This is a genomic window from Pseudonocardia sp. C8 (assembly GCF_014267175.1).
Classification (GTDB): domain Bacteria; phylum Actinomycetota; class Actinomycetes; order Mycobacteriales; family Pseudonocardiaceae; genus Pseudonocardia.
The window spans coordinates 3440376-3464541 of sequence record NZ_JACMTR010000002.1; the positions used below are offsets into that span (position 1 = coordinate 3440376).

General features: G+C 75.5%; 20 protein-coding genes. 10 read left to right on the forward strand and 10 right to left on the reverse strand.

What is annotated here, in order from left to right:
- The first annotated feature begins 15 nt into the window (after nt 1–15).
- The 6 genes from H7X46_RS16480 to H7X46_RS16505 all read left to right on the forward strand — a co-directional run bounded on the left by H7X46_RS16480 (nt 16) and on the right by H7X46_RS16505 (nt 7413).
- Complete coding sequence (locus H7X46_RS16480; RefSeq protein WP_186360246.1) at nt 16–570, forward strand: dihydrofolate reductase family protein; 555 nt, start codon at nt 16–18, stop codon at nt 568–570.
- Nucleotides 567–1244, forward strand: a complete 678-nt coding sequence (locus H7X46_RS16485) for a DUF998 domain-containing protein (protein ID WP_186360247.1) — start codon at nt 567–569, stop codon at nt 1242–1244. The genes H7X46_RS16480 and H7X46_RS16485 overlap by 4 nt, the downstream gene beginning before the upstream one ends.
- Nucleotides 1244–3664, forward strand: coding sequence for a M28 family peptidase (locus tag H7X46_RS16490; protein ID WP_186360248.1), 2421 nt, complete (start codon nt 1244–1246; stop codon nt 3662–3664). Before H7X46_RS16485 ends, H7X46_RS16490 begins: the two co-directional genes overlap by 1 nt.
- Nucleotides 3661–5151, forward strand: a complete 1491-nt coding sequence (locus H7X46_RS16495; protein ID WP_186360249.1) for an MFS transporter — start codon at nt 3661–3663, stop codon at nt 5149–5151. Before H7X46_RS16490 ends, H7X46_RS16495 begins: the two co-directional genes overlap by 4 nt.
- Nucleotides 5152–5333: 182 nt before the next feature.
- Nucleotides 5334–5840 (forward strand): DUF309 domain-containing protein, encoded by a 507-nt coding sequence (locus H7X46_RS16500; RefSeq protein ID WP_186360250.1) that lies wholly within the window; start codon nt 5334–5336, stop codon nt 5838–5840.
- Nucleotides 5841–5895: 55 nt separating this feature from the next.
- The gene (locus H7X46_RS16505) at nt 5896–7413 is read left to right on the forward strand and encodes a GDSL-type esterase/lipase family protein (protein ID WP_186360251.1); all 1518 of its coding nucleotides are present in this window, start codon (nt 5896–5898) and stop codon (nt 7411–7413) included.
- A gap of 161 nt (nt 7414–7574) precedes the next feature.
- On the opposite strand, the gene H7X46_RS16510 is transcribed toward H7X46_RS16505, so the two are convergent.
- The 4 genes from H7X46_RS16510 to H7X46_RS16525 all read right to left on the reverse strand — a co-directional run bounded on the left by H7X46_RS16510 (nt 7575) and on the right by H7X46_RS16525 (nt 12629).
- Nucleotides 7575–8699, reverse strand: a complete 1125-nt coding sequence (locus tag H7X46_RS16510) for an NDMA-dependent alcohol dehydrogenase (RefSeq protein ID WP_186360252.1) — start codon at nt 8697–8699, stop codon at nt 7575–7577.
- A 132-nt stretch (nt 8700–8831) separates the two neighbouring features.
- Entirely contained in the window at nt 8832–9578 is a 747-nt protein-coding gene (locus H7X46_RS16515; protein WP_186360253.1) for an SDR family NAD(P)-dependent oxidoreductase, read from the reverse strand.
- A gap of 97 nt (nt 9579–9675) precedes the next feature.
- Complete coding sequence (locus tag H7X46_RS16520; protein WP_186360254.1) at nt 9676–10164, reverse strand: hypothetical protein; 489 nt, start codon at nt 10162–10164, stop codon at nt 9676–9678.
- Nucleotides 10161–12629, reverse strand: a complete 2469-nt coding sequence (locus H7X46_RS16525) for a molybdopterin oxidoreductase family protein (protein WP_186360255.1) — start codon at nt 12627–12629, stop codon at nt 10161–10163. Before H7X46_RS16525 ends, H7X46_RS16520 begins: the two co-directional genes overlap by 4 nt.
- Before the next feature lie 102 nt (nt 12630–12731).
- On the opposite strand from H7X46_RS16525, the gene H7X46_RS16530 reads away from it, so the two are divergent.
- Entirely contained in the window at nt 12732–13571 is an 840-nt protein-coding gene (locus H7X46_RS16530) for a shikimate dehydrogenase (protein ID WP_186360256.1), read from the forward strand.
- Between the two features lie 55 nt (nt 13572–13626).
- The gene (locus H7X46_RS16535; RefSeq protein WP_186360257.1) at nt 13627–14424 is read left to right on the forward strand and encodes a methyltransferase domain-containing protein; all 798 of its coding nucleotides are present in this window, start codon (nt 13627–13629) and stop codon (nt 14422–14424) included.
- Nucleotides 14425–14477: 53 nt separating this feature from the next.
- Here the strand turns inward: H7X46_RS16535 and H7X46_RS16540 are convergent, their stop codons facing one another.
- Both H7X46_RS16540 and H7X46_RS16545 read right to left on the reverse strand, forming a co-directional pair.
- Nucleotides 14478–15065, reverse strand: a complete 588-nt coding sequence (locus tag H7X46_RS16540; RefSeq protein WP_186360258.1) for a bifunctional 2-polyprenyl-6-hydroxyphenol methylase/3-demethylubiquinol 3-O-methyltransferase UbiG — start codon at nt 15063–15065, stop codon at nt 14478–14480.
- Nucleotides 15066–15086: 21 nt separating this feature from the next.
- Nucleotides 15087–15989: an RNA polymerase sigma-70 factor gene (locus H7X46_RS16545; protein ID WP_222131333.1), complete on the reverse strand. Its 903-nt coding sequence runs from the start codon at nt 15987–15989 to the stop codon at nt 15087–15089.
- Between the two features lie 169 nt (nt 15990–16158).
- Here H7X46_RS16545 and H7X46_RS16550 point away from each other — a divergent pair, with 169 nt between their 5' ends.
- A complete protein-coding gene (locus H7X46_RS16550) occupies nt 16159–16644 on the forward strand; it encodes a carboxymuconolactone decarboxylase family protein (protein ID WP_186360260.1) in 486 nt (161 codons plus the stop codon).
- A gap of 34 nt (nt 16645–16678) precedes the next feature.
- On the opposite strand, the gene H7X46_RS30730 is transcribed toward H7X46_RS16550, so the two are convergent.
- Together H7X46_RS30730 and ilvD are read right to left on the reverse strand one after the other, a co-directional pair.
- Nucleotides 16679–18430 carry an ACT domain-containing protein gene (locus H7X46_RS30730; RefSeq protein ID WP_186360261.1) on the reverse strand — a complete coding sequence of 584 codons (1752 nt, stop codon included), beginning with the start codon at nt 18428–18430 and terminating at the stop codon, nt 16679–16681.
- Between the two features lie 233 nt (nt 18431–18663).
- Complete coding sequence (gene ilvD, locus H7X46_RS16560) at nt 18664–20355, reverse strand: dihydroxy-acid dehydratase (protein ID WP_186360262.1); 1692 nt, start codon at nt 20353–20355, stop codon at nt 18664–18666.
- A 168-nt stretch (nt 20356–20523) separates the two neighbouring features.
- On the opposite strand from ilvD, the gene H7X46_RS16565 reads away from it, so the two are divergent.
- Complete coding sequence (locus H7X46_RS16565; protein ID WP_186360263.1) at nt 20524–21009, forward strand: L,D-transpeptidase; 486 nt, start codon at nt 20524–20526, stop codon at nt 21007–21009.
- Between the two features lie 8 nt (nt 21010–21017).
- Here H7X46_RS16565 and H7X46_RS16570 read toward each other — a convergent pair whose 3' ends face one another.
- Entirely contained in the window at nt 21018–21743 is a 726-nt protein-coding gene (locus H7X46_RS16570; RefSeq protein ID WP_186360264.1) for an alpha/beta fold hydrolase, read from the reverse strand.
- 575 nt (nt 21744–22318) lie between these two features.
- Entirely contained in the window at nt 22319–24106 is a 1788-nt protein-coding gene (locus tag H7X46_RS16575; RefSeq protein ID WP_370588807.1) for a DEAD/DEAH box helicase, read from the reverse strand.
- Nucleotides 24107–24166 lie beyond the last annotated feature (60 nt).

Sequence of the window (24166 nt, forward strand, 5' to 3'; positions counted from 1 at the left end):
TCGCACGCTGTCGTCATGACAGCGAGCACCGGGCGGATCACCGCCGGACTGATGACCACGCTCGACGGTGTGGCCGACAAGCCGGAGACGTGGCAGGCGCCCTACTTCGACCCGGGCATGGGAGCGATGATCGGCGCGCAGCTCGCGGCGGCCGACGTCCTGCTGCTGGGCCGGCGCACCTACGAGGAGTTCGCCGGCTACTGGCCGCACACGACGCCGTCAGCCAACCCGATGGCCGAGCGGATGAACACGATCCCGAAGCTCGTCGCCTCCACCACGCTCGGCGGCACCGCGTGGCAGCCGGCAACGGTCGTCGGAGAGGACCTGGGCGACGCGCTGCGCCGGTGCACCGGGCGCGGCGAGACCGTCCAGGTCACCGGCAGCATCTCGCTGGTGCAGTGGCTGCTGCACGCCGGCCTGCTCGACGAGCTCGCGATCATGGTGCACCCGCTGACCGTGGGCGCCGGCCGCCGGCTGTTCGACGGCGCCGGACCCCGCGCCTTCTCCCTGCACGACACCCGTGCCTTCGCGTCCGGGGTCGTCGCCCTCACCTACCGGGGCGCGTCGTGAACCGCCATCCCGCACCGGTCCGGCACGCCACCGCGCCGGCCACCCGGACGCTGCTGGCCTGCGGCGTCGTCGCCGGCCCGCTGTTCCTGGTCGCCGCGTTCGTGCAGGCCTTCGCCCGCACCGGGTTCGACCTGCGCCGGCACCCGTTCAGCATGCTCAGCCTGGGCGAGCTGGGCTGGGTCCAGATCACCAACTTCGTCGTCGTGGGGTTGCTGTTCATCGCCTGCGCAGCCGGGATGCGGCAGGTGCTGCGCGGACACCCCGGCGGCAGCTGGGGGCCGGTGCTCGTCGGCGTCTTCGGGGTGGCGCAGGTCGCGGGCGGCGTGTTCGTCGCCGACCCGGCGCTGGGCTTCCCGGCCGGCACCGGCGACGGTCCGCCGGCCTCCCTCAGCTGGCACGGCATCATGCACGGGCTCGCCTTCGCGGTGGGGATGCTCGCGCTGGTCGCTGCGTTCGCCGTGTTCGCGCGGGTCCTCGCCGCCGCCGGTGACCGCCTCCGGGCGCGGTTCAGCCTGGCGGCCGGCGTCGTGTTCGTCGTGCTCGGCGGGACCGGTGCCGGGGTGGGTGACTGGCGGTTCGTCGCCGTCGCCATCGCCGTCGGATGGTCGTGGGCGGCGTGGGTCGCCCACCGGCTGCGGTCCCCCGGACCGTCCGGGCGACCGGGACGGCGGTGATGCGCGTCGACGACCGGCCCCGAGCGGGGGGCGGGACCGGGCGGCGGCGAGACCCGGCCGGCTCCGGTACCGGGCGCCGCGGCCGGGCCGCAGGCCTGGCCGGTCTCGTCGCGCTGGCCCTGGTGGTGGGCGCGGCCTGGACGGTGCAGCGGCCGCCGGCGCCGGTGCCGGCCTCGGCACCGGCCACGGAGTTCAGCGCGGAGCGGGCACTGACCCACCTGCGGGCGATCGCCGGAACGGCGCCGACACCGATCGGCAGCGCCGGCGGCGACGCGGTGCGCGACCACCTCGTCGCCGAGCTCACCGCGCTGGGTCTCGACGTCGACGTCGACGTGGGGGTGGGCGTGCACCCCCGCCGGACCGGGATCGACGTGGGCCGGGTCGAGAACGTCGTCGCGACGCTGCCGGGCCGGTCCCCGACCGGGCGGGTGGTCCTCGCCGCGCACTACGACACCACCGCCGGGAGCCCCGGCGCCTCGGACGACAAGTCGGCGGTCGCCGCGATCCTGGAGACGGTCCGGGCGGTGACCCGCGGCGCGCCGCTGCGCAACGACGTCGTCGTGCTCCTCACCGACGGGGAGGAGCCGGGGATGCTCGGGGCGTCGGCGTTCACCGCGCGGCATCCCTACGGTGCGCAGGGCGGGGTCGTCCTGAACGCCGAGGCGGTCGGGAACCGCGGCCCGTCGGTGCTGTTCGAGACCGGTCCCGGCAACGCGGCGCTCCTCGACGAGTACGCCCGGTCGGCGCCGTCCCCGGTCGCCGACTCCGGGACCGCCGCGCTGTACGCGATGACGGACTCGCTCGACACGGACTTCACGGTCCTGCGGGAGGCCGGCTTCACCGGCCTGAACCTCGCTCTCCTCGACGGCAACGCCGCCTACCACCACCCGCTCGACACCGTCGACCGGCTCGACCCGCGCAGCCTGCAGCACCAGGGGGCGACCATGCTCGGGCTGGCCCGCGGGTTCGGCCAGCGGGACCTCGCCGCGTTCGGCCCGGGCCCGGACGCGCTCTACGTCACCGTCTTCGGGCAGGTGGTGCGCTACCCGGCGGCGTGGGCGCTTCCGCTCGCGGGTGCCGCGCTCGTCGCCGTGGCCGGGTTCGCCGTGCTGGCCCGGCGCCGCGGGCTGGTGACGGTGCCGGGCGCGGCCGCCGGCACGGTCGCGGCGCTGGTGGTGCTGGTGGCGGCGCCCGCGGCCGCGATCGGGCTGTGGGAGCTGCTGGTCGCCCTCCGGCCCGGGTACGGCGCGCTGTTCATGGGAGACCCGTACCGTCCGGCGCCGTACCGGTGGGCACTGGGCACACTCACCGCCGCGGTCGTTCTGGGCTGCCACCTGCTCGTGCGCCGCCGGACCGGCCCGGCAGCGCCGGTGCTCGGCGCGCTGATCTGGACGGCCGTGCTGGGTGTGGCGTGTGCCGTGCTGGCGCCCGGGCTGGCGTTCCACGGGACGTTCGCCGCCGCGGCCGCCGCCGCGGGCGCGATCGTCGCGGTGTTGGCGGGGCCGTCCCGGCCGTGGGTGCGGGCGGCGGCGTCGGCACTCGGTGCGGTCCCCGGCGCGGTGCTGCTCGTCGGCGGCGGCACCGGCCTGCTCGGGATCCTCGGCGTGGCGGGCGGCGCGGCGGCGACGATCTTCTTCGCGCTGGCCGGGCTGCTGGTGCTGCCACTGGTCGAGCAGGCGCTGCCGGCGCGGCGGGCCGGTCGCACCGCGCTGCCCGGCGTGGCGCTCGCGCTCACCGCCGCCCTCACCGCGGCGGGGCTGATCGTGGACCGCGTCGACGCCGACCATCCCGAGCCGGCGAGCCTGACCTACGTCCTCGACGCCGGGGCCGGTCGCGCCGGGTGGGTCAGCCGCGACACCCACCCGCATCCGTGGACGGCCGGCTACGCGCCCGACCGGGCCGGCGACGACCCGGCCGGCCTCCCGCTGCCGTACGGCGCGACCCCCCGCCGGACCGGGGCCGCACCGGTCCTGCCGCTGCCGGCACCGGACCTGACCGTGCTCGGCGCCCGCGCCGACGGGGCCGCAGTGGTCCTGGACCTGCGGCTCGCGTCCGCCCGCGACCCCGACGTCGTCGTGCTGCACGCCGACCGCCCCGTCGAACGGGCCACGATCACCCTCGCCGGCCTCCCCGCGATCACGTCCGCGCCGACCGGCGGCGGTGACCGCGGGTGGCCGTTCGAGCTGCGCGTCCACGACCCGCCCGCCGGCGGGGCGCACGTCACCCTCCGCGTGCCGGGCGCCGAGCCGCCCCGGCTCGCGGTCGGCGACCACACCGTCGGGCTGGAGCGGGTGCCCGGGTTCACGGCACGCCCGCCGGGGCTCGCCCGCTCCCCCGCCCACGACTCCGACCTCCTCGTCGTCGGCCGCCTCCACCAGCCGGCGACGGTGGCACCCACCCGGGAAGGAACGGATCGATGACCGAGGGCATCACCCACCGTGCGGGGCGCCGCGAGTGGACCGGGCTCGCCGTGCTCGCGCTGCCGTGCCTGCTCTACTCGATGGATCTCACGGTGCTCTACCTGGCGGTCCCGTCGCTCACGGCGGACCTCGCGCCGACCGCCGCGCAGCTGCTCTGGATCACCGACGTCTACGGGTTCCTCCTCGCCGGGTCACTGCTCACCATGGGCTCGGTCGGGGACCGCATCGGGCGCCGCCGCCTGCTGCTGATCGGCGCGGCCGCGTTCGGTGCGGCGTCGGTGGTCGCCGCGCTCGCCACCCAGCCGCTGGTGCTGATCGGGGCGCGCGCCCTGCTCGGGGTGGCCGCCGGCGCGCTGGCCCCGTCGACCCTGTCCCTGCTGCGCAGCCTGTTCCCCGACCCCCGGCAGCGGTCGATCGCGATCGGGGTGTGGGCGGCGAGCTTCTCGGTCGGCGCCGCGCTCGGGCCGCTCGCGGGTGGGCTGCTGCTGGAGTTCTTCTGGTGGGGTTCGGTGTTCCTGCTCGCGGTGCCGGTCATGGCGCTGCTGCTGGTGCTCGGGCCGCGGCTGCTCCCCGAGCATCGCGATCCGCACCCCGGCAAGGTCGACCTGCCGAGCGCTGGTCTGTCCGTGGCCACCGTCCTGGCGGCGATCGCGGGGCTGAAGATCGTCGCCGTGGGCGGGAACACCGCCGTCGCGGTCGGGCTCCTTGCCGCCGCGCTGCTCGTCGGGTACGTGTTCATTCGCCGGAAGCAGCACCTGGCGCACCCGCTCGTCGAGCTCGCCCTGTTCCGGGATCGCGCGTTCGGCACGGCCTTCGCCGCCAACCTGCTCAGCCTGGCCGTGCTCGCCGGGTTCGAGCTGTTCGTCGCGCAGTACCTGCAGCTCGGGTTCGGCCTGTCGCCGCTGCTGGCCGGGGTGTGGACGGTGCCGTCGGCGGGCGGGCTGGTCGCGGGGGCGATGCTGGCGCCCGTCCTCACCCGGGTTCTCCGGCCGCGGACGGTGCTCGTCGCCGGTTTCGCCGTCGCCGCCGGCGGCTTCGCCTGGTTCGCCGTGATCAGCGCGCAGCCCTCGCTCGGCGCCGTCGTCGCGGCCTCGGTGGTCGTCGCGGTCGGCGTCGCACCGGTCGGGACCCTCGGCGCGGACCTCATCGTGGGGACCGCGCCCGCGGACCGGGCCGGGATGGCGTCCGGGATCTCCGAGACCGGCCTCGAGCTCGGCGGCGCGCTCGGCATCGCCGTGCTGGGCAGCATCGGGACGGCCGTCTACCGCCGGCACGCGGGCGGGTCGGGGGGCACCTTCGGCGAGGCCGTCGAGCGCGCCGGGCACCTGCCGGGCCCGGCCGGCCGGGCAGCGCTGTCGGCCGCGAGGGACGCCTTCGCGGCGGGCATGCAGGTCGCCGCCGCGGTGTGCCTGGCCCTGTGCGTCGCGACGGCCGTCCTGGTCCGCGTGCTCCTGGCCCGGTCGTCCGGCTCGGCTCCGGTGCGGTGATCACCGAACGGGTGTGGATTCCGGCCGGATCTGGCCACTTCCCACGCCGGATCGCTGATCACCGCACCGCGTCGCCGCGAACCTGTCCCGCCGACGGCGCTCACCCGGGTCGAGGACGCACCACGGCGGCGAGGCCGCGGGGCCCGGTCGCACGCCGCCCGGTCGCCTGGCAGGGTCGACGCATGACCCGATCCCGTGACCGCGACGCCGAAGGCCGGGCCCGGAACGCCCGCCCCCGGGACGCCGCCGGGCGCCCGCTGCCCCACGGGACACCCGGCGTCGAGCGGGTGCCCGACGACCTGGAGCTGCCGCCCGACGAGGCCGTGTCCGAGGCCCAGCGTCTCCTCGACGAGGGGCTGCCGTTCCAGGCGCACGAGGTCCTCGAAGGGACCTGGAAGGCCGCCGACGACGGCAGCCGCGAGCTCTGGCGGGCGCTGGCCCAGCTCGCCGTCGGGCTCACCCACGCCCAGCGCGGCAACGCCCGCGGCGCGGTCGCGCTGCTGCGGCGGGGCGCCGAGGGCGTCCGGTCGTGGCGGACGACCCACTCCGGTGCCCCGGCCGGGCTGGACCTGGACGGCATCACCGCGCACGCGGACGTCCTCGCCGACGACATCGAGGCCGGTGGCGCCGCGGCCGCCGGCGCCGACCGGCTCCGGCCGCGGCTGCGCGGCAACCGGCCCGACCCGTGACGCGGGGGCGCGGCGGCGGGCACCATGGCCGCATGCAGTCCCCCGACTCCATCGCGTGACGGTGACCGAGCGCCGCTCGCTCCCGGTCCGGCTCCGCGCGCTGGTGCGCGAGGCCCGGTCGCTGCCCACCCTCCTGCTGCTCGCGTTGATCGCGGTCGCAGGCGTCCCGTTGGTGATCATGCTGACGCCGGAGAAGCACGTCGAGGTGTTCGGGCAGGACATCGGCGTCGGGGCCCGGGTGCCGCCGCCGTCGCTGTCCGGTCCGGCGCAGATCGTGCAGCTCGGCAACGCCGAGTTCGACCTCACCCGGGTCCAGGTGTACGGCCCGATCCGGCCCCGGCTCTCGATCGGCCCGCTCCGGCGGCCCGCCGACAACGGGCCCCTGCTGACCCGGCACACGGTCGACGACCACGGCGGCGTCGACGGCGCCGTCCGCACGCTCACCGAGGGGTTCGCCACCTGGTACCTGTGGGGCGCCGCCGGGATGGTGCTGGCCGCGTTGCTGGGCAGCGCGCTGATGGCCTGCGCCCGGCTGCTGGTCGCGCTACGGCGGACCCGCACCCGCGGCCACCGGCTGCACTGGGACGACCACGCCGGCCCGATCGGGCGGATGACGACGATCGCGGTGACCGCGTCGGTGCTGCTCTGGGCCGGGGCCGGGGCGGCCGCGTTGCACGGCACGACGACCGGGCTCGGGAAGGTCACCTCGCTCACCGACCTCGTCGGCGCGACGACGGTCAGCCCGTCACCGGTCGGTCCCCCGGTCACCGGCGTGACCGGCGCGGTCATCGGTGACTCCCGGGCGGCCCGGGTCGGCGGCCCACCGGTGGAACGACCGGGCGGCGACGGCGACCGGGCCGACCGGGTGTGCGCCCGCAGCGCCGACTCCACGGCCGTGCAGCTGTCGCTGCTGCGCGGCGAGCCGGTGCTCAACCTGGCGTGTGCCGGGGCGAGCGTCCCGGCCGGGCTGCGCGGGCCGCAGCAGCGCGACGGCGTCACCCTGCCCCCGCAGGTCGGCCGGCTCAAGCAGGTGCAGGGGCTGCAGTGGGTCGTCGTCGCGATCGGGCCGAACGACCTGGCGTGGTCGGACTTCCTCGCCTACTGCTACGGCCTCGCCACCTGCGACGACCGGTTCTCCGATGGCGAGTTCGAGGCGCGGCTGGCCGGGTTCGCCCGCGACGTCGGCGCGCTGTTCGGCGACCTGGACGCACTGCCGGGGCGGCCGCGGGTCGTCGTCACGCTGTCCTACGACCCGTTCCCGGACCGGTTCGACCCGGGCTGCCCGGACATGCAGGGCCCACCCGGCACCCCCGGCCTGGACCAGGGGAAGCTCGACCTGCTGGCGGAGCGGAACCGGCGGCTCAACGACGTCCTCGCCGACGGCGCGGCCCGGTTCGGGTTCACCACGGCGCTGCCGAACCTCAGCCCGCTGTGCGCGGAGGCCCGGGACCGGCTGGGCCCCGACCTGCAGGGGCTGGACCGGCCGCACCCGTTCCACCCGACGGGCCTGGGCTCGCTCCGGATGGCGGCCTCGGTGGCCGCCGCGCTCGCCACCCCCGCCGGCCCGCCCTGACTACACCACCCGCCCCACCCGCCTCACCCACCCCGAACCGGACCGCACTCATGGAGCTTTAGTCCTGTGGCACGGGACAAAAGCTCCATGAGTGGCACGGCGGGGCGGGTGGGGCGAGGCGCGGTGGGGTGGGTGGGGCGGGATGAGGTGGTCGGGGTGGGTCAGTAGCGGATGACGCCGCGGATGTTCTTGCCCGCGTGCATGTCCTCGTACGCCGCCGCGACCTGGTCCAGGGTGTAGGTGGTCGTGACCAGCTCGTCGAGCTTCAGCGCGCCGGAGCGGTAGAGCTCGAGCTGGCGCAGGATGTCCCAGTTCGGGTTGGACATGCCGAACATCGCGCCCTGGATCCGCTTCTGGAACAGGGTGACGTCGGCCAGCGAGACCGGCAGGGCCTCGGTGCTGTTGATGTTCCCCAGCGCGGTGACGACGACGGTGCCCGCCTTGCGGATCGACGCCATCGCCTGGCCGACGTGCTCGGGCTTGATCACGCCGACGGTGACGATCGCCTGGTCGGCGCCCTGCCCGTTGGTGTACTGCTTGGCGAGCTCGGTGGCCTCCTCCATCGTCTCGACCGCGTGGGTGGCGCCCATCTGCTGGGCCTTCTCCCGCTTCAGCGCGACCGGGTCGACGGCGATGATCTGCGACGCGCCCGCGTGCGCGGCGCCCTGGACCGCGTTGATGCCGATCCCGCCGATGCCCATGACGACGGTGGTGTGGCCGGGCTGCACGCCGCCGGCGTTCACCGCGGAGCCCCATCCGGTACCGACCCCGCAGCCGACCAGGCAGGCGACCTCGAGCGGGATGTCGTCGGGGACCTTCACGCAGGAGTCCTCGGAGACCACGGTGGTCTCGCAGAACGTGGAGATGCCGCACATCTGGCCGACCGGGGTGCCGTCGTCGGCCAGCCGCAGCCGGGTGCTGTCCTCACCCCACCGGGTGCCGGCGAGCAGGCCCGCACCCAGGTCGCAGAGGTTCTGCATGCCGCTGGCGCACCAGCGGCAGTGCCCGCAGGACGGCAGGAACGAGAAGACGACGTGGTCGCCCTCTTTGAGGCCCTTCTTGTTGGCCCCGGCCTTGGTGACGATGCCGGAGCCCTCGTGCCCACCGGCGAACGGGTAGGTGCCGACCGGGATGTCCCCGGTCGCCACGTGGTCGTCGGAGTGGCACAGCCCCGACGCCACCATCTTCACCTCGATCTCACCGGGGCGCGGGTCGTCGATCTCCAGGTCCACGACCTCGTACTTGCCCGGTGCGCTCCGGACCACGGCTCCGCGGGTCTGTCCCACTGCTGTCCTCCTGGACGTCGTCGTCACGATCTGGGGATGCGCACGCGACCATATGACTGCGGTCACGGGAGCGGAAGTACTTCACACCGATTGCGCGACGCAGCGCAGGCGTCGATGGTTGTGGATACCCACTTATCGGGGCATCCGGCGCCAGACTGCCCGCGGCAGCAGCCGCAGCCCCGCGAACAGCCACCGCAGCGCGCCCGGCACCCACACGTCGGCGTTGCCGCGGCCCCTCCGCACCGCCCGCACGGTGGCGTCGGCGACCTGCTCCGGGGTCGACGGCAGCACGGCCGGCTCCATCCCGGTCGTCATCCGGCCGATCACGAACCCCGGCCGGACCAGCACCAGGCGCACCCCGGAACCGTGCAGGGCGTCCGCGAGACCGGAGGCGAACCCGTCGAGGCCGGCCTTCGCGCTGCCGTAGACGTAGTTGGCGCGCCGCACCCGCACCCCGGCCACCGAGGAGTAGGCGACCAGGGTGCCGCCGCCCTGTTCCCGCATCCGCCGCGCCAGCTCGGTGAGCACGTGGACCTGGGCGAGGTAGTCGGTGTGCACGATCGCGGCGGCATGCGCGGCGTCGGTCTCGGCGCGGGCCTGGTCACCGAGGATGCCGAACGCGACGACCGCGACGTCGATCCGGCCGTGCCGCGCGGTCACCGCGTCGAGCACCGGGCGGTGCGCGGACAGGTCGTCGGCGTCGAACTCGATCGTGTCGACCTCGGCACCGGCCGCCCGCACCCGGTCGCACTCGGCGGCCAGGTCGCCGGCCCGGCGCGCGGCCAGCACCACGGTGCCCGCCTCGCGTCCGGCCAGCCGCTCCGCGACCGCCACCCCGATCTCGCTCCGCCCGCCCAGGACCAGCACCGTTCCGCTCACCCGCGCAGCGTCCCACCCGCACCCCGGCCGACGGTCCGGCGGTGCCCGAGCCGGCGGGCCGCGGGGCCGGCGGCGCGACCCCCGGTCCGGCCCGCCGTCACCCGGTGACCATGATCTGGGCGGCATTCTCCTTGAGCTCGGCGTTCGCCCAGCGCAGCTGCCGCAGCGTGCCGGGGTGGCATTCCTGGCACAGGGCGAGCAGCGCCCGGTCCTTCAAGGCCTGTGCGGTCTGCGCCAGGATCTCCCAGTCCAGGGACACGCCCGCGGCGATGCGATGGATCCTGCGCAGGTCGTCGAGGATCAGCAGGGCAGGGTCGTGCCGGCGGCCGAGGAGCTCCGCGCCCTTGCGGCGCACGGTGGCCAGGACGGTGTCGTCGTCCTGCGCGTCGGGGTCCAGGGAGAGGCCGTGGTCGCGGCCGGCCTCGGCGAGGCGGCGGACGTGCTGCTGGGACCAGCGGGCCAGGTCGCGGCCGAGATGGAACAGCTCGTGGTCGGCTTTGTGCCGGTCCGATGCGGCAAGCAGCTCGCCGGCGAGGTCGTTCTCGGCCCGGTGGAGCTCGGTGATCGCCAGCCCCACGCGCGTCACCGGGCACCTCCGCCGGTGTCGGCGAATCGTTCGGTCGCCGTGCCCGCCGGTCCGCCACGGGTGTCCGGCACCCGGCCGGTGACCGGCTTCGACCCGGTCGTCGTCGGTGCCGGCGACGGCCGTCCGTCGCCGGGGGCGATGCGGTCCACCCGGGCGGCGGCGGTCTTGAACAGCGGCTGCTTCGACGCCGGGTCCCAGTCGGTTATGGTCAGCTCGTTGGCGGCGCGCCCGTCGCCGCCGTCCGGCCCGTGTCCGGCCGGGGTGTCCCAGTAGCCGTAGTGGAAGGGCAGGAACAGCACCCCGTCGCGGATGCCGCTGATCCGCAGGCGCGCCTGCACCCGCCCCCGCGGGGTGGTGACCTGGAGCAGGTCACCCTCGGCCCAGCCCCGTCCCTGCGCGTCGGCGGCGGACATCTCCACCCAGACGTCCGGGGCGGCCTGCTGCAGCTGGGGGGCCCGCCCGGTCTTGGTGCGGGTGTGGAAGTGGTACAGCGTGCGGCCGGTGGTCAGGACGAAGGGGAAGTCGTCGTCGGGTTGCTCGTGCGCGGGCAGGTACTCGGCCGCCTTGATGATCGCCTTTCCGTGCGGGTTCATCGACCCGTACTCGTCCGGCTCCAGCGGGGCGCCGGTGACCATGTCCCGGCCGTAGCTCTCGCAGTACTGCGGGTGGCTCCAGAACCGGCCGTCGGTGTAGAGGCGTTCGGTGCCGTCGGGGTGCTCGGCGGTGCACGGCCACTGGATGCCCCCGCTGCCGCGGAGCTTGTCGTAGCTCATGCCGGTGTAGTCGCACGGCCGGCCCGCCGAGCAAGCCTTCCACGCCTCGAACGCGCCCTCGGCGTCGTGCCAGCTCACCAGCGGCCCGCCGTCCTTGTCCCGCAGGTCCAGGCGCCGGGCGTAGTCGATGAGGATGTCGAGGTCGGGCCGCGCCTCGCCCGGTGGGTCCACCGCCTTCTCCGAGAGATGCACGGTGCGGTCGGTGTTGGTGAACGTCCCGGTCTTCTCCCCCCACGTGGCCGCGGGCAGAACGACGTCGGCGAGCTGCGCGGTCTCGGTCAGGAAGATGTCCTGCACCACGAGGAAGAGCCGTTCCTGGGCCAGGATCTCCCGGATCCGGCCGAGCTCGGGGAGCGACACCACCGGGTTGGTGCCAGACACGTGCAGGAACCGGATGGAGCCGTCCTCGACGTAACGCATGATCTTCATCAGGTGCGTGGGCGCGCTGTGGTGCGGGATCTGCATCGGGTCGACGTTCCAGACGTCCGCCAGGTCCTGCACGTGGGCGTCGTTGGCCCAGTTGCGAAAGCCCGGGAGGTCCCCGTCGGCGCCGCACTCGCGGGTGTTCTGCGCGCTGGGCTGGCCGTTCATCTGCAGGACCCCGCAGCCGGGCCGGCCGAGCATGCCCCGGACCAGATGGACGTTGTTCACCGACACGGCGGCCGCGGTGGCCTGGTGGGACTGGTAGAAGCCCTGCAGCACGGTGGACAGCAACCGCCGGGCCGTACCGAGGATGCGGGCGGCCTCGCGGAGGTCCTCGGCCGGAACCTCGCACACCCGGGCGGCGGCCTCGGGGGTGCAGTCCGCGACCTGGGCGGCCAGCTCGTCGAAGCCGACGGTGTGGGTGTCCAGGTAGTCCTGGTCGACCCAGCCGTGCTCGACGATCTCGTGCAGCAGCGCGTTCATCAGCATCACGTTGGTGCCGGGGCGCGGTGCGAGGTGCACGTCGGCCACCTGCGCCACCGGGGTGGGCCGGGGATCGACGCAGACGATCGCCGGGGGTTCGGGTCCGGCGAGGCGGTCCAGCACACGGCTCCAGAGCACGGTCTGGGTCTCGGCCACGTTGTGTCCGTACAGCGCGATGACGTCGGCGTGGTCGACGTCGGTGCAGGATCCCGGCTGGCCGTCGCAGGCGAAGGACTCCTTCAGCGCGGCCGCGGCCGTGGCGGTGCACAGCCGGGTGTTGCCGTCGATGTGGTTGGTGCCGATGCCGCCGTGCCCGATCAGCGCGAGGGTGTAGTACTCCTCCAGGAACAGCTGCCCGGTGGTGTAGAAGCCGATCGAGCTCGGCCCGCGCTCGGCCAGCAGCTCCCGGGTGCGACCGGCCACGGCGTTCATCGCGGTGTCCCAGTCGGTGGGGACGAGCTCCCCGCCGCGACGCACCAGGGGCCGGGTCAGCCGGTCGGCGGAGCTGGTGGCCTGCCACCCGAACAGGTCCTTGGGGCCCAGCCGGCCGTGGTTCACCCGGTCGTCGGCCCGGCCCCGGACGCCCACGATCCGCCCGTCCGTGACCGCGATGTCCAGGCCGTCGCCGTTCGAGTGCAGGATCGAGGCCGACCGGGCCCACCGCTGCACGTCGGCCTCGGTGACGCCACCCTCCAGATAGGAGTCGACCCGGGTCGGCCACCGCTGACCCGGTCCGTACGGCGTGCGGGTGCCCCACGGATCTGCGATGCGGTCGCTGCTGGGCATGCCGGCGTCCTACCCGGACACGGGGTGCGCAAACGCCGCCGGCGGGGCCGGGGGCACGACGGCGCCGAGGGAGCCGCACCGGGCGCGGCGCATACTGCGGGGGTGAGCACCCCCGTCCGCCGCGCCGCCGTCCTCGGCTCGCCGATCGCGCACTCGCTGTCCCCCGCCCTGCACAACGCGGCCTACGCCGCGCTCGGCCTCGACGGCTGGTCCTACGACCGGCACGAGGTCGACGAGGCAGGGCTGGCCGGGTTCGTGGCCGGGCTCGGCCCGGAGTGGGTGGGCCTGTCGCTGACGATGCCGCTCAAGCGGGTGCTGCTCGACGTCGCCGACCACGTCGCACCCGGTGCCGCGGCGATCGGCGCCGGGAACACCCTGGTCCTCGGCCCGGACGGCAGCAGCGCCCACAACACCGACGTCAACGGGGTCGCCGAGTCGCTGCGGGCGGCCGGCGCCGGCACCGGCCGCGCGGTGATCCTGGGGGCGGGCGGGACCGCGCAGGCCGCCCTGGCCGCCCTGCACGACCTGGAGGCCGACGAGATCGACGTGCTGGTCCGCGACGCCGGGCGGGCCGGCGACCTGCGCGCGACCGCGGCCCGGCTCGGCGCCGACGCGCGGGTGCACGCCGTGCTCGCCGACCCGGTGGCCGCGGCGGAGCTGCTGGAGGGGGCGGACGTCGTCGTCTCCACGCTGCCGACCGGGGCCGCGGACCCGCTTGCCGGCGCCCGGTGGCGGCCCGGGACCGTGTTGCTCGACGCCGTCTACGCGCCGTGGCCGACCGCCGTCGCCGGGGGCGCGGCCGCAGCCGGCGCGACGATCGTGTCCGGGCTGGAGATGCTGCTGCAGCAGGCGGTGGCACAGGTCGAGCTCATGACCGGCCAGCCGGGGCCGGAGGCGGCGATGCGCGCGGCGCTCGACGCCGCCGTGCTCGCCCGCCGCTGAGCCGCCACGAGTATCCGCTGCTCCAGGGCCGCCGATCGTCGGGCATCCTGCCCGGGTGCCCCGCGACACCTACACCCACGGCCATCCCGAGGTGGTGGTCCGCTCGCACGCCACCCGGACCGCGGAGAACTCGTGCGGGTACCTGCTCCCGCACCTGGCCGCCGGGACCAGCCTGCTCGACGTCGGGTGCGGCCCGGGCAGCATCACCGTCGACCTCGCCGCCCGGGTGGCGCCCGGCCGGGTCCGCGGGGTCGAGGTCGTCCCCGACACCCTGGACCGGGCCCGCGCCGCGGCCGCCGCGCGCGGCGTCGCGGTGGAGTTCGCCGTCGACGACGGCTACGCGCTGTCCGATCCGGACGGCACCTGGGACGTCGTGCACGCCCACCAGGTGCTGCAGCACGTGTCCGACCCGGTCGCGGTGCTGCGCGAGATGCGCCGGGTGGCCCGGCCCGGCGGGCTGGTCGCGGTCCGGGACGCCGACTACGCCGGGTTCCACTGGTGGCCGCACGATCCGCGGCTGGACCGCTGGCTCGAGCTGTACCGGGCGGTGGCGCGCGGCAACGACGCCGAGCCCGACGCCGGCCGGCGGTTGCTCGGCTGGGCCCACGCCGCCGGGTTCACCGACGTGACGCCCTCGGCCTCGGTGTGGTGCTACGCGACGCCCGCCGAGCGCGCCGCCTGGGGCGGGATGTGGGCGGACCGGGTCCACACCGGCGTCGGGCACGCGGCCGTGCGGCGCGGCCTGGCCGAGGAGTCCGAACTGGACGGGATCGCGCAGGCGTGGCGGGAGTGGGCCGCGCACCCGGACGGCTGGTTCGTGATCCCGCACGGCGAGCTGCTCTGCCGCGCCTGACACCGCCGCGACGCCGGCCCGGCCGATCCCCGGGGTACCGGGCAGAAGTCGGCTCAGCGGCGCCGGTGCAGCGCCACGACGTAGTCGCCGCCCTCGTACGGGTCACGGTCCCAGGTGGACCACCGCTGCTCGGGCACCAGGCCCGCGGCCGCGCACCAGCCGTCGTAGTCGCTCGCGGTGGGCCAGCCGGGCCGCAGCGCGAACCCGGCCAGCAGCAGCCCGCCCGGGCGCAGGTGCCGGGCACACCCGCCGACCACACCGGACCGGTCGGACGCGTACGGGATCACGTTGCCGGCCAGGACGACCAGCCCGAACCGTTCGGGCAGGTCCAGGTGTTCGAGACCGGCCGTCACCCAGCGCAGTCCCGATGCCTTGGCCCGCGCCGCGGCGATCATGTCCGGATCCGGGTCGGCCCCGGTGACGGCGATCCCGCGCCGGTCGAGCTCGATCGCGACGCGACCGGTGCCGCAGCCGCCGTCCAGCACCGGGCCCTCCTCCAGGAGGGCCTGCACGAGGCCGGCCTCGCCGTGCGGGTCGTGCCCGGCGTCCGCCATCGCCGCCCACCGGGCGTCGTAGGCGTCGAGATCGGTCCGGTCCTTCCAGGACGCCCAGTCGGCCGGCAGGTCCGTCTCCTCACGCATGGGCCGCAGCGTAGTTCGGGGTCAGCGGGACAGCGCGGTCGCCCGCTCCAGGTACCGGAGCTTCTCCGGGTTGCGGACCGCGTAGAGCCCGGTGACCAGGCCGTCGTCGACCCGGAGCGTCAGCACGCTGTCGAGCTCCCCACGGATCCGGACGATCATCGCGGGTTGCCCGTTGACCTGGACGGGCTGCAGCGACATCGCCCCGGCGAGCCTGGCCAGCCCGCCGGCCAGCACCCGCGCCACCCGGTCGGAGCCGACCACAGGCCGGGGCAGGGCCTGCTTGATCCCGCCGCCGTCGCCGACCAGCACGACGTCCGGGGCGAGCACGTCGACCAGCCCCTGCAGGTCGCCGGTCTCGACCGCCCGCCGGAACGCGTCGATCGCGGACCGGGTCTCCTGCGGGGACGCGCTCACCCGCGGGCGGCGCGCGGCGACGTGGCCGCGCGCCCGGTGCGCGATCTGGCGTACGGCGACCGGGGTCCGGCCGACCGCCTCGGCGATCTCGTCGTAGTCGACGGCGAACACGTCGCGCAGCACGAACACCGCCCGCTCGACCGGCGCGAGGGTCTCCAGCACCAGCAGCATCGCCATCGAGACGTTCTCGGCGAGCTCGACGTCCTCGGCCACGTCCGCCGTGGTGAGCAGCGGTTCGGGCAGCCAGGACCCGACGTAGGACTCCTTGCGCCGGCCCAAGGTGCGCAGCCGGGTGAGCGCCTGGCGGGTGGTGATCCGGACGAGGTACGCGCGCGGGTCACGCACCGCGGCGTGGTCGACGTCGGCCCAGCGCAACCAGGTCTCCTGCAGCACGTCCTCCGCGTCGGCGGCCGAGCCGAGCATCTCGTAGGCCACCGTGAACAGCAGGTTCCGGTGCTCCACGAACGCGGCCGTCGCGGACGGCTCCCCGGTCGTTCCCGGTGCGGGCATGGCCCGGCTCCTCTCCGTACGCGGTCCTGGCACCATCCGACGCCGGCCGGGCCCGGTCCGTGACAGCCGTCCAGGATGACGTGCGTCACACCGCTGCCCGGTCACACGGACCGGGGCACCGGCGTCCTGTGGGCGTCATCGGCACGCCACCACGAGTGAGGACGAGACCATGGACGCCCGATTCGACCTGTTCGACAACGCCTTCGCCGCCGAGTTCGGCAAGCGGTTCGCCGCGGCCGGCCTGCTCCTCGAACGGTCGCCGCTGCCGAAGGCCACCCGGGAGCTCGTGTCACTGCGCGCCAGCCAGATCAACGGCTGCGGCTTCTGCACCGACATGCACACCAAGGAGGCGACGGCCGCCGGCGAGGACGCCGTCCGGCTGCACCTGGTCGCGGCCTGGCGCGAGGCGACCGTGTTCACCGAGGCCGAGCGCGCCGCCCTGGCGCTGGCCGAGGAGGGCACCCGGCTCGCCGACGCCCACGAGGGCGTGTCCGACGAGACCTGGGCCCGGGTCCGCGAGCACTACGACGACGACCAGGTCGCCGCGCTGCTCTGCCTGCTCGCCCTGATCAACGCGGCCAACCGGCTCAACGTCGTCGCGCGGACCCCGGCCGGGTCCTACCGGGCCGGCATGTTCACCGCCGCGGCGCACTGAGCCGGGCGGCGACCGTCACCACCCGACCGGCCGGTCAGGTGGTGACGGTCGCCGCCAGCTTCCCGCGCAGCCAGCGGGCCAGGTGGAGGCCCCGGTAGAGCGGGTGCACGAGGATGACCGGCTCCGGCCCGGCCTCGGGGTCGGTCTCGTCGGCCTGCAGCAACGCTCCGGCCGCGACCAGGTGGCCGTCGGCGATCCGCACGACCAGGCACACCCCGAACGGCGGCAGCAGCATCGCCCGCAGGTCGGCCGCCGTCCAGCTCTCGAGGCCGGCGGCGTCGTCCGGGGTCCCGGCCAGGCAGGTGCGCAGCAACGTGTCCAGCTCGGCCACCTCGTCCCCGGTCGCCGGGGTCGCGAGCACCTCCTCGCCGTCGGGCAGCAGCACCTCGTACCCGGCGCGGCGCGGCTGCGCGGTCGCGGCCCGCAGGAAGCCGTCGGCCCGGGCCCGCTCGGTGACTGTGAACGCGGCCCAGCCGCGCCGGGCGACCAGCCAGTTCCCGCAGGGCGACAGCAGCCCGAGCGCGTGCTCGTCCGCGGGGTCCGGGGCCTCGGTCTCGACCGTGACGTCGTCGGCCGACAGCAGCACGGCCAGCCCCTGGGCGAGGGCTCCGCTGTCGTCGGCCCCGGCGTCCTGGGTGCGGACCTGGCTGACCAGGTCGAGCGCCCGGGTCGGGGCGTCGACGAGCTCGTGCGGGTCGGCCGCGATCACCCGGACGGCCTCCGGATCGTCGGCACGGACCACGCCGCGCACGACGGCGGTCAGCCGTGCCCGGGACAGCTCGCCACCGACGAGCATCTCGTCGACCACCGACCGGGAGTCCTGGCCGTGCACCGAGAGGCCGAGGATGTTGCCGCCCGCCTCGGCGACGGCGCCGGTCAGGCGGGCCAGCGCACCGGACTCGTCGGGCAGCCGGACCCGGACCTTGTACAGCGTGGGCGCGGCGTCCACCCCGCCCGGATCGTCCACGGCGGACGGCTCCGGCAGGGGCTCCGGCACCGCCCGCAGCACGGGACGGTCCGGCTCGGGGACCCGGCATGCAACCAGGGACTGGCCGGGGCCGACGGCCTGCATGCCGACCGCGCCGAGAGCCGCCCACATCGTGACCTGGTTGGCGGTCAGGACCGGCTTGCCGACCTCACGCTCCAGCTCGGCGATCACGTCGTAGGTGGCCAGGTTGGTGCAGGAGATGAACACCGCCTGCGCGTCCGGGTCGTCGGCGGCGCGCACCGCACGGACCACCTCGCTGTAGGAGACCCGCCAGATCTGGCCGAGCAGGCCCAGCCCGATGCGCTCGACGGTGGCGATCCCGTGCGCGGCCAGGAACTGCTCCAGCTTGCCGGTGAGGTCGTCGACGTAGGGGGTGACGACGGAGATCCGTTGCGCCCCGAGCGCGGTGCACGCCGCCACGAGCGCCCCGGCGGTCGTGATCGCGTGCGCCGCACCGGCGTCGTGCATGACGTCGACGAGCGCGCGTTCCCCGGTGACGCCGTCGACGAAGCTGCCCGAGGTGCAGGCGAACGCGACGACCCCCGGCTCGGGGACGAGGACGTCCCGGGTGGCGCGCCGGACCGGCTCCGGGTCGCTGATCGCCCGGGCCTGGTCGGCGGTCACCGGGGAGGCGACGAACGGGGTGCGGGTGACGTGCAGCGACGAGGCGTCCGGTACCCACCGCCACAGCTCGCGGTCGAGCGCGAAGTCGTACGGGACGATCACACCCACACCGCTGCCGGGCTCGTGACCCGATACGCCCCAGACGGTGTCCTGCGGGTACAGCTGCTCAGCCATCGTGGCCTCCACGCCGATCGACGATCACGGTGTAGGACGCCGCCGGAGGCCGTGGGTTCCGTCGATCGGCCGACGCGTGCGTGCACGGGTCGGGGGTGACGGGGCTTGCTGCCCGTTCTCGGTCGTCCCGCCGTCCACGATGCCACCGCCCCGAGCCCGGACTCAAGGAGCGTCGGTCGCACCGGACCGCAGCTCCCCGGGCCGGGACGATCGGGGCGCGCGCCCGCGGACGGTCAGACGCAGACCGCCCCGTCGGCCGCCGACGACACCAGCCGCGCGTACTTGCCCAGCACCCCGCGCCGGTTGGTGGGCTCCGGGCGCACCCACTCGCCGCGGCGGCGTTCCAGCTCGGCGTCGTCGATCCCGATGTCGATCGTGCGGGCCTTCATGTCCAGGGTGATCGTGTCGCCGTCGCGGACGAGCGCGATCGGGCCGCCGTCGGCCGCCTCCGGGGCGACGTGCCCGACGCACAGCCCGGTCGTCGCACCGGAGAACCGGCCGTCGGTCACCAGGAGCACGTCCTTGCCCAGCCCTGCGCCCTTGATCCGCCCGGTGACGGCGAGCATCTCCCGCATCCCCGGCCCGCCGCGCGGGCCCTCGTAGCGGATCAGCACGATCGTGCCCGGCTCGATCTCGCCGTTGTCGACGGCGTCGAGCGCGCCCTGCTCGCCGTCGAACACCCGCGCCGTGCCGGTGAACGTCGCGGCGTCGAACCCGGCGGACTTCACCACGGCGCCGTCCGGGGCCAGCGAGCCGTGCAGGATCGTGATGCCGCCGGTCGGATGGATCGGATTCGCCAGGTCGTGGACGACCGAGCCGTCCAGCCCGGGCGGGGCGAGCTCGTCGAGGTTCTCGGCGACGGTGCGGCCGGTGACCGTCAGCGCGTCACCGTGGATCAGCCCGGCGTCGAGCAGCGCCTTCATCACGACCGGGACGCCGCCGACCTGGTCGACGGCGTACATGAGGTGGCGCCCGAACGGCTTGACGTCGGCCAGGTGCGGCACCCGGTCGCCGACGCGGTTGAAGTCGTCGAGGTGCAGGCCGACGCCGGCCTCCCGGGCGATCGCGAGCAGGTGCAGCACCGCGTTGGTGGACCCGCCGAACGCCATCACGACCGCGATCGCGTTCTCGAACGCCTCCCTGGTCAGCACCGAGCGGGCGGTCAGCCCCTTCTCGATCATCCCGACGGCGGCCTCGCCGGACGCCCGCGCGACCCCGTCCCGGCGCCGGTCGACGGCCGGCGGGCTGGCCGAGCCGGGCAGCGCCATCCCGAGCGCCTCGGCCGCGGCCGCCATCGTGTTGGCCGTGTAGAAGCCGCCGCACGCGCCCTCGCCCGGGCACATCGCGCGTTCCAGGGCGTCCACCTCGTCGGCGGTGATCAGGCCGCGGGCGCACGCGCCGATCGCCTCGAAGGCGTCCCCGATGTTGACCTCCCGGTCCCCCACCCGGCCCGGCATGATCGAACCGGCGTAGACGAACACCCCGGCGAGGTCCAGCCGGGCCGCGGCCATGAGCATCCCGGGCAACGACTTGTCACAGCCGGCGAGCAGGACGGTGCCGTCGAGCCGCTCGGCCTCCACGACCGTCTCCACCGAGTCGGCGATGATCTCCCGGCTCACCAGCGAGTAGTGCATCCCCCGGTGCCCCATGGAGATCGCGTCGGAGACCGAGATCGTGCCGAACTCCAGCGGGTAGCCGCCCGCGGCGTGTACGCCGTCCTTGGCGGCCGTCGCCAGCCGCTGCAGCGACAGGTTGCACGGGGTGATCTCGTTCCAGGAGGACGCGATCCCGATCTGCGGCTTGGCGAAGTCGTCGTCGCGCATGCCCACGGCCCGCAGCATCGACCGGGCGGCGGTCGCACCGAGCCCGTCGGTGACCTGGTGGCTGCGCGGCTTGCGGGTGGCGGTCGGTCGCGTGGTGGTCATGACGCTCCTCGTCTCCGTCGTCCGGGGCGGACGATCCTGCCGCAGATCGGCGCCGCGGGCCCGGTTCCGGCCGGCCGCTACCCCGATCGGCCGTAACCGTCGCGGTCCGTGACCGTTGATCACCATGGCACCCGCCGCCGATCACCCGTGAGAGGACCCGTCGCAGCCATGGCGCACACGAACGACCCGACACCCCGCACCGTCCGTCGCGCCCGCCGGCGGCGCGCGCTCGCCGTGGCCGCGGCCGGGCTGCTGCTCGGGCTGGGTGCCGCGGGCACCGCCGTGGCCGCCGACGACGGGGACGGCGACGCGCCCTGCTCGGCCGCCGCGCGGGCCTGCGTGGACCTCGAGAGCAACCAGGCCTGGCTGATGGACGACGGCGAGGTCACCTACGGCCCGGTCGAGGTCGCGCACGGCGGTGCCGGCACCGAGACCCCGACCGGCGACTTCGAGGTGTACGACAAGGAGGCCGACCACCACTCGGCCGAGTTCGACGCGCCGATGCCGTGGTCGGTGTTCTTCGCCCCCGGCGGGGTCGCCTTCCACGAGGGCGACCGGTTCTCCCCCTCGGCCGGCTGCGTCCGGCTCAAGGACCAGGACGCGACGGTCTTCTACGGCAACCTCGGGGTCGGTGACCGGGTCGAGGTCCGGTAGATCCGGCCCTACCGCCCGGTGACGAACGGCCGTACCGCCGCGGCCAGCTCCCGCGGATGCGTCAGCGGGGCCATGTGGGCGGCGCCGGGCACCGTGGCGACGCGGGCGTGCCCGGCGCAGGCGGCCAGCCGGTCGAGGAACGCCGGCGGGCTGATGTGGTCGCGGGCCCCGCGGACCAGCAGGAGCGGGCACCGCAGGGCGGCGACCGTCTCGTCGAGCCGGTGCCGGCGGGCGGCGTCCATCGCCCGCGCGAAGCTCACCATCCCGCTGTAGGTGTAGTCGCGCAGCAGCAGCGGAACCAGCCGGGGTGACTCCCCCGGCAGGTTGTCCAGCCAGCGCCGGACCAGCGTGGCCCACGGCCGCGCCACCGGGTCCCCGGTCGGGCCCACGAGTACCAGCGCCGCGACCCGGTCGGGCGCGGACCGGCCGGCCTCGGCCACGACCTGGCAGGCGGCCGAGTGCCCGAACAGGACCGCGCGGCCCACCTCCAGCTCGTCCAGATGCCGGATCAGCCGCTCCGCCGTGGCCCGCGGGTCCAGCGCGCTCCCCCACGGCGCGGGGAGGCCGTAGGCCGGCAGTGCCACGGCCACCGCGGCCCGCGGCAGGTCGAGCCGGGTCAGCGCCGGCTCCCAGCCGCGGACCGACAGGCCCAGGCCCGGCACCGCGACGCAGCCGACCGGTCCCGCGTGCGTCCGCAGGATCTCCGGCGGCCGGAACCGGGAGGGGAGCCGCACCCGCTACTCCTCTGTCGTGTTCGGGGATGCTGATCACCAGGCCACCACACCACGCGGCCTGCCGAACACCCGCGCCGTCGAGATGGTCGGATCACCGTGACCGACATGCACGCTCCTGCCCCGGCCGCGGCCGGATCGCGCTGATCGATCGCAGCGTGTGCGGCTCGGGGCCCGTCATCGGGCTCGACTCGCACGTTTCGGCCCGGGCGGGGTCGAAAACGCGCTGATCGACTCGCCGACCGCGGCGACCTGCACGATCTCGCCGCCGCCGGGGCGGAACCGCGCTGATCGGGCGTCGGCGCGCGGTCGAGTCGCACGCCCGTGCCTGACCAGGGCCGGAAGCGCGCCGGTCGATCCCTGCGATGCAGCCAGCGCGGTGCCGCCCCGGCACGGGCGACACCGCGCCGATCGACGTCCGGCGCCCGCTCGGGTACCCCGCCCTCGCGCTCCCGGCCACGGCGAGCGACGGTCACGAACGCGCGGAGCCGGCCGGCGGGGTGCCCGCGGTGCTGCGGCACGGACGGCGACGGCCCCGGCACGCTCGTCGCATGCCGGGGCCGTCGTCGACGGAAGGGTCAGCCGGCGGCGGCGTCCCGGTCCCGGCGGACGTTCGCCTTGCGGCCCTTGAGGGTCGTCGCGCCGCGCAGCGAGCGCAGCACGTCCTCGGCGGCGTGCTCGGGGACCTCGACCAGCGCGTGCCGCTCGTGGATCTGGATCGCACCGATGTCGCGGCCGGAGAGCCGGGACTCGTTCGCGAGCGCGCCCACGATGTCCTGCGGGCGGACACCCGAGGAACGGCCCGCAGAGACGAACAGCCGGGTGGTGCCGGCCTTCGGCGGGCGGGCGCCCTGCCCCCGGCCGCCCGGACGACCGTCGCGGTCCCGGCGCGGGCCCCGGTCGGCGGGTCCCCGCTCGCGGCCGCCGCGCGACCGGACCTCGGGGATCTCGATCTCGTCGTCGGGGACAGCGGTGCCGGCCCGGGCCATCCGGATCGCGGCGGCGGCGATCGAGGCGAGGTCGTGGTCGCGGGCCAGCTCGTGCACCAGCTCGTCGACGCCGTCGGAGGGCTGGGTGTCGCCGTCGGCACCGACCTGGTCGCGCAGCGCCAGCGCGGTGCGGGCCAGCCGGACCGACCGCAGGTCCTCCGGGGTCGGCACCGGTGCGCTCGGGACCGGCTGACCGATCAGCCGCTCGATGTTGCGCAGGTGCCGGACCGAGCCCGGGGTGACCAGGGTGATCGCGACGCCCTCGCGCCCGGCGCGGCCGACCCGGCCGATCCGGTGCACGTAGGACTCCGGCGAGGACGGGACGTCGTGGTTGACCACGTGGGTCAGCGTGTCGATGTCCAGGCCGCGGGCGGCGACGTCGGTGGCGACCAGCAGGTCGGTGCGTCCGCCGCGCAGCCGCTCGACGACGCGGGTCCGGTGCTCCTGGTCCATGCCACCGTGCAGTGCCTCGGCGCGCAGGCCGCGCGCGGTCAGCGTCTCGGTGACGGCGTCGACGTCGGCGCGGGTCCGGCAGAACACGATCGCCGCGGTCGGCTGCTCCATCTCGAGCACCCGGCCCAGCGCGACGGTGACGTGGCTGCGCGGCACGTGGTAGGCGGTCTGGCGGACCTTCGGGGACTCGCCGTCCGGGGTCGGGTCCTTCTTGATCCGGATGTCGGCGGGGTCGGTCAGGTGGGTCCGCGCCAGGCTCTGGATCCGCGCCGGCATGGTCGCGGAGAACAGGACGGTCTGCCGGCCCGCGGGGGTCGCGCCGAGGATCGTCTCGATGTCCTCGACAAAGCCCATGTCGAGCATCTCGTCGGCCTCGTCCAGGACGGCGACCTCGATCGCGTCCAGGGCGAGCGCGCCCCGGTTGATGAGGTCGATCGCGCGGCCCGGCGTGGCGACGACGACGTCGACCCCGCGGCGCAGCTGGCCCAGCTGCGGGCCGATCGGGGCACCGCCGTAGACGGTGGCGACGGTCGCGCCGAGCTCGGCGCCGTACCGGGTGACGGCCTCGCCGACCTGCATGGCCAGCTCGCGGGTCGGGGCGAGTACCAGGCCGAACGGCTTCGGCCCGCGGTCCCGGGCGGCCCGGCCGTCGGCGAGGCGCTGCAGCATCGGCAGCGCGAACGCGGCGGTCTTGCCGGTGCCGGTGGCGGCCTGCCCGAGCAGGTCACGGCCGGCGATCAGCGGGCCGACCGCGGCGGCCTGGATCGGGCTCGGGGTCTCGTAGCCGAGCTCGTCCAGGGCGGCGAGCAGCTGCGGTGCGAGTCCGAGGTCGGCGAAGGTGGGGCCGGTGTTCTCGGGGAGCTCGGGGAGCTCGTCGCCCTCGGGGGTGGTCAGGTCGGGGTGCTGGTCCAGCAGGGTGTTCACTCGGTCCTCAGGTCGCGCAGGGGGTGCGCCTCGTCGTCGGGCGACTCTCGCCCGCTCCCA

What these genes read in the sequence shown, in the direction of transcription:
- H7X46_RS16500 (WP_186360250.1), top strand. Translation starts at nt 5,334, where the DNA reads ATGACCCGATCCCGTGACCGCGACGCCGAAGGCCGGGCCCGGAACGCC.
- H7X46_RS16495 (WP_186360249.1), top strand. Translation starts at nt 3,661, where the DNA reads ATGACCGAGGGCATCACCCACCGTGCGGGGCGCCGCGAGTGGACCGGG.
- H7X46_RS16525 (WP_186360255.1), bottom strand. Translation starts at nt 12,629, where the DNA reads ATGCCCAGCAGCGACCGCATCGCAGATCCGTGGGGCACCCGCACGCCG.
- H7X46_RS16545 (WP_222131333.1), bottom strand. Translation starts at nt 15,989, where the DNA reads ATGCCCGCACCGGGAACGACCGGGGAGCCGTCCGCGACGGCCGCGTTC.
- H7X46_RS16550 (WP_186360260.1), top strand. Translation starts at nt 16,159, where the DNA reads ATGGACGCCCGATTCGACCTGTTCGACAACGCCTTCGCCGCCGAGTTC.
- ilvD (WP_186360262.1), bottom strand. Translation starts at nt 20,355, where the DNA reads ATGACCACCACGCGACCGACCGCCACCCGCAAGCCGCGCAGCCACCAG.
- H7X46_RS16490 (WP_186360248.1), top strand. Translation starts at nt 1,244, where the DNA reads ATGCGCGTCGACGACCGGCCCCGAGCGGGGGGCGGGACCGGGCGGCGG.
- H7X46_RS16565 (WP_186360263.1), top strand. Translation starts at nt 20,524, where the DNA reads ATGGCGCACACGAACGACCCGACACCCCGCACCGTCCGTCGCGCCCGC.
- H7X46_RS16540 (WP_186360258.1), bottom strand. Translation starts at nt 15,065, where the DNA reads ATGCGTGAGGAGACGGACCTGCCGGCCGACTGGGCGTCCTGGAAGGAC.
- H7X46_RS16480 (WP_186360246.1), top strand. Translation starts at nt 16, where the DNA reads ATGACAGCGAGCACCGGGCGGATCACCGCCGGACTGATGACCACGCTC.
- H7X46_RS30730 (WP_186360261.1), bottom strand. Translation starts at nt 18,430, where the DNA reads ATGGCTGAGCAGCTGTACCCGCAGGACACCGTCTGGGGCGTATCGGGT.